9 protein-coding genes are annotated in these 11,029 nt (G+C 35.1%); all 9 read right to left on the bottom strand.

Annotation, left to right across the window (positions count from 1 at the left end; translation table 11 throughout):
• Positions 1-118: 118 nt before the first annotated feature.
• Positions 119-1,315: a DUF438 domain-containing protein gene (locus F3I00_RS00815; protein ID WP_020806623.1), complete on the bottom strand. Its 1,197-nt coding sequence runs from the start codon at positions 1,313-1,315 to the stop codon at positions 119-121.
• Positions 1,312-1,905 (bottom strand): iron-sulfur cluster assembly protein, encoded by a 594-nt coding sequence (locus F3I00_RS00810; RefSeq protein ID WP_003649600.1) that lies wholly within the window; start codon positions 1,903-1,905, stop codon positions 1,312-1,314. The genes F3I00_RS00815 and F3I00_RS00810 overlap by 4 nt, the downstream gene beginning before the upstream one ends.
• Positions 1,906-1,960: 55 nt before the next feature.
• Positions 1,961-2,674: an anaerobic ribonucleoside-triphosphate reductase activating protein gene (gene nrdG / locus F3I00_RS00805; protein WP_003649601.1), complete on the bottom strand. Its 714-nt coding sequence runs from the start codon at positions 2,672-2,674 to the stop codon at positions 1,961-1,963.
• The gene (gene nrdD, locus F3I00_RS00800; protein ID WP_159310956.1) at positions 2,674-4,884 is read right to left on the bottom strand and encodes an anaerobic ribonucleoside-triphosphate reductase; all 2,211 of its coding nucleotides are present in this window, start codon (positions 4,882-4,884) and stop codon (positions 2,674-2,676) included. The genes nrdG and nrdD overlap by 1 nt, the downstream gene beginning before the upstream one ends.
• Before the next feature lie 229 nt (positions 4,885-5,113).
• Positions 5,114-5,503, bottom strand: coding sequence for a hypothetical protein (locus F3I00_RS00795; RefSeq protein ID WP_003649603.1), 390 nt, complete (start codon positions 5,501-5,503; stop codon positions 5,114-5,116).
• A 109-nt stretch (positions 5,504-5,612) separates the two neighbouring features.
• Positions 5,613-6,944, bottom strand: a complete 1,332-nt coding sequence (locus F3I00_RS00790) for a carboxylate--amine ligase (RefSeq protein WP_003649604.1) — start codon at positions 6,942-6,944, stop codon at positions 5,613-5,615.
• Positions 6,945-6,973: 29 nt separating this feature from the next.
• Complete coding sequence (asnB, locus tag F3I00_RS00785; protein WP_020806625.1) at positions 6,974-8,923, bottom strand: asparagine synthase (glutamine-hydrolyzing); 1,950 nt, start codon at positions 8,921-8,923, stop codon at positions 6,974-6,976.
• Between the two features lie 52 nt (positions 8,924-8,975).
• On the bottom strand, positions 8,976-10,370 hold the full coding sequence (locus F3I00_RS00780; RefSeq protein ID WP_020806626.1) for a metallophosphoesterase: 1,395 nt from the start codon (positions 10,368-10,370) through the stop codon (positions 8,976-8,978).
• A 52-nt stretch (positions 10,371-10,422) separates the two neighbouring features.
• The gene (locus tag F3I00_RS00775; protein ID WP_003651367.1) at positions 10,423-10,905 is read right to left on the bottom strand and encodes a hypothetical protein; all 483 of its coding nucleotides are present in this window, start codon (positions 10,903-10,905) and stop codon (positions 10,423-10,425) included.
• Positions 10,906-11,029 lie beyond the last annotated feature (124 nt).

Genomic DNA, 11,029 nt, shown 5'->3' with positions numbered 1-11,029 from the left:
TTATGATTGACATTCGCGTAAATTAATGGAAAACAAAATTAAGTTTTATAGATTACATTTTTAACATAACACACAATAGATCCCAAACAAAAAAAGCTCGCAAAATACGAGCTATTTTTTATCTTTTTTCTTCTTTCCAGCTTCTAATTTCTGTTACATCCTGTGCAACCTCTAAGCATCCCAGATACTTTCCATCTTTTCGAACGGCTAAATATTGCAAATATAAATATCGCCCTATATGCCGCGGCTCAAACCAAAATTCATACTTATCTTTCTTTCCTTGATGGAAATCATCAAAAATTTTCTTAACTCGTGGAACGCTCTCAGGAAGATGACAAGAATATACACTATTGCCAATCGCATTTTTAGAATGCGGAAAAATACTTGCCCCTCCACCAAAATATGCAACCTGATCATGTTCATCGACAAACGTTATCGCAAATGGCAATAAGTCTAAGATTGCTGACAGCTGTTCTAAATTTAAGCTACCTTCTGCAAAGTTCAAGGCTAAACTGCTTAACTTATCTAAAGAGATCGGCCCTGCAACTTTTGGCTTTATCTTTGGCTTCCAGTTCATCGGCTTTTGAATTAAAGTATAGCCAATCTGCTCTTCTTCATTCTTAACATTGCCCCAGTCTTCTTCACTAGCAACTTCATCAAGCATTGGAAGCATAATTTTTTCTTCTTTGAAAATCATCTCAAGAACTTCATGAGCAGCACTTTTTATTACACTAGCAACTTCACTTGGATCCACATTTTTTTGATTAACAAGCATATTAGCTTGACCAATTAATTTTCTAATTTTATCATCAACACCCCACATAACTTTAGGTGGAGCAGTAATACCATACTTAGTCATAAGTGGAAACATAGAAGTTTCTTTACGGGCATAGTGATAGTGAATTTTTGCCAGATCTTTTAACTCTTGCTTCAACTTAGGTAGAGCATCAGAAGATCCAGCTTCCCACTTAGCCAAATCAGGAAGCAAGGCATCATTAATTAAAGATTTAATTACAATATTTTCTAACTTAAAAGTATGAACAGGATGACCAGGCGTTTCGAATTCTGGACTTTCTTTATTTTCTTTAATATTGCCTTTAAAAACATCCGCATGAACATTACACAGGTATTGAATCTTTCTTGGATCAAGTCCTTGCGCAATTAATTCTCTTTCAGCTGCTGTAATTTCAGCTACATCAACCTGATCAAAAGCAGCTTGAAACATTTTTTTTGCTTCTTCTAATTCTCCACCATTTTGAATAAAATTTAAAATTTTCAAAATTGCCTCTTGGCGTTGTTTAGCTAATTCTTTCATTTATCAATCACCTTGTAGCCTTTATTTTCAAAAGCCTGCTTTATCTTATTAAGATCAATTTTCATTGCCTGTGCTCCAAGCGGAATGGTCATCACACGTCCGACTGTTGATAATAAGCCCGGAATTTTAATTCTAGTAAAACCACAATCATACATAATTTGAACGAAATCCGGATATTCTTCAGCTAGTTTCTTAATCGGCACTGAGAAATCAACGATTTTTTGCTTTTCCTCGGTGTCTTCAATTTCTTCTTCTTGATCAAGAGCTTGTTCATTATCAAGCATCCCTAATTGCTGCTTAGCAGCTGTCGTCATTCTTTCTGGACTCCAAACCGGGTACCAAACTAATTTCACATCACAAGTCTTAATCTCAGGAACCGTCAAAACTGCCTTTTCAATTGCATTTTGTAGATATGTCGACAAGGGACAGCCAACAATAGTTAAAGTCATCTTAATCGTGGCATGATCTCCTTCAATATCAATTCCATAAATCAAGCCTAGATTAACCACATCAACTAGTAGTTCAGGATCTTCTACTTTTTGAAGAGCTGTCATAATTTTATCGACTAATTTCAAATTCTTTTCTTGCATCTTTTTCACCTAAAAAAATAAGAGAAACATTATCGTTTCCCTTATTCTATCAAACTTATCTAACTAGCTTGTCCCAAATAATGACTTTCTTAGCTTTAAGAGACTTTTGAACATCGATAATTCTTTGGTTACTTGAACCACGAAACTGTAAAGTAAGATCCTTTAAGTCATCCATAAAGCGTCCATCAACCAGAATATCAATTTTTGAAAGCATTTCCTTCTTATCTGGCGTTTCTTTTTGGAGTTCATCCCAAGTATAACCTGACCAAGACCAAATATCTTTAGTATGTCCGAATTCTTTGCGCACTCGGTTAATTAATTTTAAGCAAACCCAAGTATTCAAAAATGGTTCTCCGCCTAATAAAGTCAATCCTTGCACATAAGATTGAGACATATCTTCAATAATTTTATCTTCTAACTCTTGTGTATAAGGACGTCCATAATTAAAGTTCTGCGCTGCCAAATTATAGCAGCCAGGGCAATCAAATAAACATCCGCTTACATATAAACTGCATCTAACGCCTTCCCCATCAACAAAGTTAAATGGTTTATAGTCCGCAATTTTATGCTTAGAATATTCTTCCGATATCCATTCTTGTGGTTTAGGATTTTTAGGTTTCCTATGTTGCTGCTTTAATTTTTTAGCATGTTCAACTTGCGGCTTATATTGGTTAGAATCAACAAAAATTGTATCGCCGCCAACATTAACTTTAATTAAGTTACCTCGAACATCAGGACCTTCTTGACTGTTTTTATCTTTTTCTGGCATTAATATTCGTCATTCTTTCTAACTTCATCCTTAGCCATTTTTTCTTCCATTCCTAAGTTCAAGTGCTTTACACGGTGAACAATTTCTTCGTGACGACCATGAACCATCGGACGCTTCAAAGGATTACCAAGATAGCCACAAGTACGTTTTACACAATCACAAGTTTCTGGGTCGTGGTTGCCGCATTGAGGACATTCAAATCCTTTAGCAGTTGCCTTAAATTCACCCTTAAAACCACACTTATAGCATTGATCAATTGGAGTGTTAGTTCCTAAGTATCCTACCTTGTCATAAGCCCAATCCCAAACAGCTTCTAAAGCCTTAGGATTTTGTTTAAGGTTTGGGTACTCACAATAGTGAATAAAGCCACCAGCCGCATAAAATGGATATGGTGCTTCAAAGGCTAATTTTTCAAATGGAGTTGGGTGTTTTCTAACATCATAGTGGAAAGAATTAGTGTAGTACTCCTTGTCAGTAATATCTTTCACTTTACCGAATTTCTTAGTATCTAAACGGCAAAATCTATCAGTTAAACTTTCACTTGGAGTTGAGTAAACACTGTAATGGTAGTGATTTGGATCTTCTTTTTCCCACTTAGCGCAGTAGTCATGAAGCTCTTTAACAATATTAATTGTAAATTGATGAGCTTCTTCATTGTGTTCCCAGTTTGGCCCGTAAAAAACGGTACCGACTTCATATAAGCCGATATAACCTAAAGAAACAGTACAACGACCATTTTTAAATAAGTCATTTACATTATCTTCTGCATTCAGACGCTTTCCAAAAGCACCATATTCGTAAAGAATTGGGGCATTATCAGGAACGGCTTCAGTACAACGCTTAGCCTTAATTTGTAAAGCTTCATGTGCTGTTTGAACTTTTTCTCTAAAGATTTGCCAGAATAAATCTTTGTCACCCTTTGATTCCATTGCAATTCTAGGTAAATTCAAAGTAACAACACCTAAGTTCATTCGACCAGAATTTACTTCCTTACCAGTTTCTGGATCTTTCCAGCCCTGTAAAAATGAACGACAACCCATTGGAGCCTTAAATGAACCTGTGATTTTCTTAATCATGTCATAGCTAACAATATCTGGGTACATCCGCTTAGTTGAACATTCTAAGGCTAATTCCTTAATATCGTAGTTTGGATCGCCAGGATGTAAGTTAAGCCCCTTCTTTAAGGTGAAAACTAATTTAGGAAAGATAGCAGTTCTTTTATCTTTACCTAAACCTTCAGTTCTAATCTTCAAGATAGCCTTTTGAATTTCGCGCTCAATCCATGAAGTTCCTAACCCAAATCCTAAAGTAGTAAATGGAGTTTGTCCCTGACTTGAAAATAAGGTATTAATTTCGTATTCAAGAGCTTGCATAGCATCGTAGATGTCTTTCTTAGTTCTCTTGATTGCAAAAGCCTTGATTTTTTCTTCATCATCAAAAAATTCGCGCGCTTCATTAATATTCTTATGGTAATTCTTTTCAGCATAAGGAGCTAAAACTTCATCAACTCTATCAGCTGAGCAGCCACCATATTGACTGGAAGCTACATTAGCAATAATTTGCGACATTTGCGCCGTAGCAGTTTCAATTGAATGAGGAGACTCAATATTAGCATTTCCAATCGTAAAGCCATGACTAAGCATTTCTTTAAAATCAATCAAACAGCAATTAGTTAACGGGCTAAGTGGAGTATAGTCTAAATCATGCCAGTGAATATCGCCGCGTAGGTGCGCCTTAGCAATATGTTCAGGCATCATTGTCAATCCAATCGTCTTACCAACAACACCAGCAGTTAAATCACGCTGAGTTGAAAAAACACGTGAGTCTTTATTGGCGTTTTCATTAACAATCGTTGGATCATGGTGGACTAAACGATCCAGACGGTTGGTAGTTTCAGTTTGCTTTTCAAAATTAGCTTCGTCTTCCCTGCGGTAGTCTACGTAAGCATTGGCTTCATCATCAAATCCTAGTTCTGTTAAAGTTTGGACAAAGGCATCTGCAATATCTTTCGTAGAAGTTTGTTTTACACCATTTAATTTTTTCAAAATAGAAGGTAAAATATCTGCTTCATGTTCTGTAAGATGCAAGTTGTCTAAGACCATTTCAATTTTGTAAAGAGCAAAAGGATAGATGCTACCATCTCTTTTAATGGCTGTTTCTGGAAGGGTCATTTGAGTAATTGATTTAATTTGAGCATCTTGTTGTAACATGGTCATTCTCTTCTTTCACAATATGTATGGTTATATTCTACCAAAAACTACATGATATTGTAGGTATTGACTTTTCAGAACATATATATTGTATTTAGCAAAATTCACGTCAGACAAGAAAGAAGAGAATTTTAAACTTTTTCTATAATCAGTAAAGTAGAAAATTATTAGCAAATAATAAGCCAAAATTTATTGGACAAAAAAAGAGCTGAATTTCAGCTCTCTTTTATCATCTAAGAAAATTAATCAAACCAGTAATTAAAATTACTGTGCTAATCAAATAGGTTTGCCAAACAGCAATATTACTATCATCCTTACCTAATTTCTTCGCCATTTGGTGCCCACGACGATACATTAAAACTGCCACGACCACTAGAATAATTCCCAAAATTATGTAAAAAATTTTAGGAAGTGTCAATGAAGTATTCCCCATCATAAACATAGCTGACACGACAATTAATACCCCACTAAAAAACGTTCCAAAATAAATCACATAAGGTGCAGTTGGCATTTCTTTAGTTTTTTTATCCCATTTATAAAATCTAAAAGTACGGTACAGCTCAAAAAATCCTAGTAACATCGTTACTATGCATAGAGCCATTAATCCCCAGTCAATCATTCTATTTTCCTACTTTCTCAAGTAGCTTTCCTATCATCTTTATTTTAATACTTTTAGATACAAAAATACCCTCTAAGCAATGTCATTCTACTTAGAGGGTATTTCTTAACTAAATTTCATTTTCATGGTTTTCTTGTTGGCCATCACGAAGTGCTTGTTTTTTTAACTTCTTAGCTTCTTCTTCAAAATATTGCCCCTTATTTACCTCATAGTACTTCTTGTATCTAGCATAGTAGTTGTGGAACATATAACGCATTAATAGCCAACGTTTGAAACTCCGATCTTTATCGTAAAAGACAGTAGTACCATAATGACCTTCATCAATTAATTTTTCAGCTAAACGCTTTGAGCCGTTATCATAAGCATATTCCTTAAAGATTTTCTTAGGAACCCCAAGCCAAAGCATGTAGTTAGCACCATCTTTATTACCATATACAGTTGGCTTATCTTTTAAATTATCTTCTACATAATCATCTACATACCACTTAGCCAAGTTATAGCCATTTAAAGTTACATAGAAACTTGAACGACCTTGACGCAAGTTAATTTCAAAGAACTTGTATTCTCCATCTCTTGGATCATATTTAATGTCAAAATTGGCCATTCCTGTGTAATTCAACTTTTCAAGGAATGATTGAACTGTATCATAAAGTTTTTGACTAAATGCTGGCAAAATTGCCATGTAGTTACCGATTGACTGTGGAGTAGGGTCTTCAAGAAGTGGATGGCCTAGACACATCATCTTAACCTTGTGGTCTTTATCAACGTAGGCATTAAGAACACGCATATTAGAATCATCACCTGGGATAAAGTCTTGCAAAATCAAGTCTTCAGTATAACCGTTAGTATAAATCTTGCCTACAATATCGACTAATTCAGTTTCATCGTGAATAGTAAATGCCTTTTTACGGCCTTCAAATTGACAATTTAACCAAGAAACAGGATCTTCTGGCTTTAATTCAATTGGATAATCAAATGGTAAATTTAAGTAATTTTCAGCCTTGTAGTCATCCATGGTCACAATCTTAGTATGTGGATATGGAAGACCATATTTTTCAGCAATTTCGTAGAATCCCTCTTTAGAAATTAACTTCTCTAGCAAGTCATAATCAATATAAGGAACAACGAAAGTATCCTTTAATTCATCTTTGTGCTTAGCAAGTAATTCTGCATATCCATCCCCACAAGCGATTAAAATAACTGGTTCTGGGTGATTCTTGTATTCTTCAATTTTCTGCTTCATTACGTTCATAAAGCCTGGATCTTCTTCAAAGCCTTCATGAACTTCCACATCAACAATTTTAGAGTAACGCGTTGCTGCTAATTGGCTAGCTGCCCATGCTTGAACCTTAATTCCATAGGCTTCATTGAATGAACGTGCCATTCCATAAACATTGATGTCGCTACCTAATAAAATAGGAGTAAATTTTGCTTGTACCATTTCGTATCCGTACTTCTCTCTAACTTTAATTAAACAAGTCTGCCACTTTCAATTAACTCTGCAACCTCTGGTTGAACATGCTGATACTTTTTAACAGTTTCATCATAGTCAACAAAGAACAACTTGTACCATACTAAGAAAGTGTAAATTGCCCAGATTTGACGACGAGCTGAGCCATCGCCTTTGTAGTTATCATCAAGTAATTTAACAATCTTCTTCTGGTCAAAAATATCATTTACAAAGTCTTCAGTAAACAATTCTCTAACTTGCTTATAGAATCTAGGTTCCTTAAGCCATTGCTTGATTGGAGTTGGAAAGCCAAGCTTTGGTCTTTGTGCCCATTCTTCTGGCAAGACTTTTTCAGAGGCCTTACGAAGAGCATATTTAGTATCATGACGGTTAACTAAATACTTAGTTGGAATTGAGTTAGCAAGCTCTGCAATCTTCTTATCAAGATATGGCACACGTAACTCTAATGAGTGAGCCATTGAGATCTTATCTGCTTTTTGCTCAATATCATTAAGCATAAAGTGGTGAAGATCAATATATTGCATTTGCTTAACTTCATCAATATTCTTAACTTTCTTGAAGTCTTCTTGATAAATGCCATTAACTGTCAAATCATTCTTGTACTTATCACGTAAGATATTATTAGCATCTTTAGAAGTAAAGATAGTCGGATAATCCATATCATAAATTACGGATTGACCAACGTAAAACTCGCTTGGTTCTGCTAAGTTAGTGTACATATGTACCTTACCTGGGAAGTTAGGCATCTTCTTAATCTTATGAGCTAAGCGAACACGGCTCTTCTTAGGTAATTTCTTCAAACCGGCAGTAAAGACCTTGATTACGTCGTTATGCGTATGCATTCCATAGTTTACATAACCAGCAAATAATTCATCAGCACCTTCACCAGAAAGAGCAACAGTAACATGCTTTCTAGCCAATTTACACAAGTACCATAATGGAATAATTGATGGGTTAGCATCTGGTTCATCCATGTGATATTGCATTTCTGGGAAGTCGCGCATGGCTTCATCTGCATCAACCTTATCAGCGAAGAACTTCCAGCCATGTAAATCAGAAAGTGCCTTAGCTTTTGATGCTTCGTTATAAGTTGAATCATCAAAAGAAACTGAAAAGACATCTTCAGGATCAAGTAAGCTAGTTAAGTAAGAAGAATCAATACCTTCAGATAAGAACGCACCAACTGGTACGTCAGCGTTTCTATATAAGTCAACAGTTTCCTTTAAATCTTCGTTGATCTTATCTAAAGTTTCTTCAAAGCTTAAGCTATTCTCAACATACTTAGCATCCCAGTATTGATGAGTCTTCATTTTACCATCTTTATATTCAAACCAGTGACCTGCTGGGAAGCGGTAAACCCCCTTAAAGAAAGTTTCCTTTAAGTCATTGTATTGATTCATTAAATATGGCTTAACTGCTTCAGTATTTAATTCCTTCTTAAAGCCAGGATAAGCTAAGAAGCTCTTCAATTCACTACCAACGATCAACTTACCATTTTGGTCTGAATAATACATTGGCTTAATTCCAAAGAAATCACGTGCACCATATAAAGTCTTAGTATTGTCATCCCAAATTACAAAGGCAAACATACCACGAACGCGCTTCAATAAGCCGTCCATTCCCCATTCTTCATAGCCGTGAAGTAAAACTTCAGTATCAGCTTTAGTAGTGAAGGTGTGACCAGCATCAATTAATTCTTTTCTTAATGGTTTAAAGTTATAAATTTCACCATTAAAAATAATTGCTCTACTTTTATCTTCATTAAAAATAGGTTGACTTCCGCCACGCAAATCAATAATTGATAAACGTCTAAAACCTAAAGCCACATGATCATTGGTATACTTTCCATCTGAAGATGGTCCACGGTGCTTGATCGTGTCCATCATTCCTTGAATAGCACAGTCTTTATCCTTCAATTCGGGATCGAAAAACGCACAAATTCCACACATAAGTAACTTTCACCTCAAAATATCTTATTATAAGCTATTTACATTTCAAAAACTAAATTCGATAGAATCTTCTCTTAGAAGCCGCACCATAACCAAATACCTGTAGTAAATGTCTTTTAATATCAACATTTACAATGTAGCCTGCTGCTTCATTAGCATGATCCATTTGTCTATTCCAGCGCTTATTATATTGCGTAGTAAGCGCATGGTTTGGTCCCATAAGGGCCGAACAATTAAAAAATATATATTGGATACCATTAATCCGATATTGGTCCTCAGTATGACGGTGTCCACAGAAATATGCAACTATTTTTGCATTCTTAATTTTCGTAAAATCAAAGCTATTAGCTAAGGTAAATTCAGGAGGAACGTCTCTAGAATTAAGGTATCCTTTTTCATGTTGATTAAAAGCAACCATCAATTCATGTAGCGAACGCCCATTGAATTTTAGGGCATTTGTTCCCTTGCGAGTAATAGGGTTAGCATGACTCATGAAAATAATCGTTTTACCATTTGAATTTTCAAGAATTTCGATAATTTCTTGCATCTGGTCTTCACGAATAGCTAAAGAAAGCTTCGTATCATACTTTTTCTTTCCTTGATCGTCTAATTCATAGGGTAAGTCAGAAGTATTAACGGTAATAATTCTGACATCATCTTTATCGAAGTATGCGACACCATGTTTACGCGTGATGTAATGAATGCCATCCTGTGCATACATGCTTGGCCACATAATATCTTCGAATTCATTTTCAGGAAAACTAGCCCTTAAATCATGATGTTCATCAAATTTGTCATTTTCATCATGATTCCCCTTAATCACAGCAAAATTAGTCTTTTTAGAGCGAAATGTTCGTGATAAGGAAATTAATTCGGCTTCACCTACTAAGCCTGGATCAGACCCATCCATCCAATCGCCTAAATGAGCTTTTAAGTCTAAAATGTCTTTGTCTTCAAGATAATTAAATTCCTTAACATGTCTTAAACCGTTATGGCCATAAAAATCAATACTATCAGTATCTTTATAATGAGTATCAGTTAAAACGCCAATATTAATCGAATTATAGCCTTTTCTGCTATGCTTTTTTACATAGTCGACTAATTGATCTAACTGATCTTCAACGATATAACGACGCCCGGTCCGCTTATTAACAAAGGCAGTATACCGATTTAATCTTTTATCAAACTTTCTGACATAAGCTGGTGCTAAATCAGAAGCATCAACTGAACGCAAAGCTTGGTGCAAAACATTATCAGTATCTTTGTAAACAATAAGCTTATATTCTTCACCATGTGGCGTGCCTTCCGGTGCTCCAACGTTATACTCACCGACAGTCATGTATTTTTGCATTCCGTCAAATGGAACATTATTTTTCTTTCGCATCATCTTCCGAGTCATCCCGGAAAACTTATCAATCATACCTTTGGTTTTGTTGATAATTTTCATGATACTCTTCCCCACTCATCACACAAAAAAAGGCCTTTAATTGGCCTTGGGGTTAATTTTTTGCCAAAGCAGCAGCGGCAAGACCCAATGATAAAACCGCATCTTTAGACAAAACCTTTTTTAAGTCATCTGGAGCAATTGCTCTGACAGCACCAATAACTTTCAAACTATATAAAAGTACATGTAAGTCAGTAGCACGATCATAGCTACCATCTTGCAATGGATCTTCATGATTATAGGTTAAATTAATTTCATCCTTATCAACATAGCCATCTACATGATTAGTCAAAATGCGATCGCTTAATTCACTTAGTGGTTGATCTAAATGAAGTAGAGTTAATTTACCATCAGATTCACTGTTGTAGTATTCATCTTGAGTCATATCAAAGTATTCTTCGATTGGCTTATCAAGAATGCCTAGACTATTAATTTCATTATAAATTCTTTTGGTATTCAGGTCTTGTTGACCGTTGATAATTTTTTCTTGTGATAAAGCAATATCATCAGCCAATGTCATGGTAGTTAAATTATCCATCATTGTCCTCCTTGAAATACAACTTCCATTATAACAAAAAAGTTCTTTTTTTCCTTTACTTATCATTATTATAGGTAGATATTACAAAAAAATTTAGAATTTGACAAAAATAAAAACGAGTAGC

The sequence above is a fragment of the Lactobacillus sp. JM1 genome, from assembly GCF_009834385.1.
In the GTDB taxonomy this organism is placed as follows: domain Bacteria; phylum Bacillota; class Bacilli; order Lactobacillales; family Lactobacillaceae; genus Lactobacillus; species Lactobacillus paragasseri.
The sequence above is the reverse complement of the archived record's forward strand: the minus strand, read 5'-3'. Positions and strand labels throughout refer to the sequence as shown.

Excerpts from the sequence above, each read along its gene's own strand:
- F3I00_RS00775 (WP_003651367.1), bottom strand. The coding sequence starts at position 10,905 with ATGGATAATTTAACTACCATGACATTGGCTGATGATATTGCTTTATCA.
- F3I00_RS00810 (WP_003649600.1), bottom strand. The coding sequence starts at position 1,905 with ATGCAAGAAAAGAATTTGAAATTAGTCGATAAAATTATGACAGCTCTT.
- asnB (WP_020806625.1), bottom strand. The coding sequence starts at position 8,923 with ATGTGTGGAATTTGTGCGTTTTTCGATCCCGAATTGAAGGATAAAGAC.
- nrdG (WP_003649601.1), bottom strand. The coding sequence starts at position 2,674 with ATGCCAGAAAAAGATAAAAACAGTCAAGAAGGTCCTGATGTTCGAGGT.
- nrdD (WP_159310956.1), bottom strand. The coding sequence starts at position 4,884 with ATGTTACAACAAGATGCTCAAATTAAATCAATTACTCAAATGACCCTT.
- F3I00_RS00795 (WP_003649603.1), bottom strand. The coding sequence starts at position 5,503 with ATGATTGACTGGGGATTAATGGCTCTATGCATAGTAACGATGTTACTA.
- F3I00_RS00790 (WP_003649604.1), bottom strand. The coding sequence starts at position 6,944 with ATGGTACAAGCAAAATTTACTCCTATTTTATTAGGTAGCGACATCAAT.
- F3I00_RS00780 (WP_020806626.1), bottom strand. The coding sequence starts at position 10,370 with ATGAAAATTATCAACAAAACCAAAGGTATGATTGATAAGTTTTCCGGG.
- F3I00_RS00815 (WP_020806623.1), bottom strand. The coding sequence starts at position 1,315 with ATGAAAGAATTAGCTAAACAACGCCAAGAGGCAATTTTGAAAATTTTA.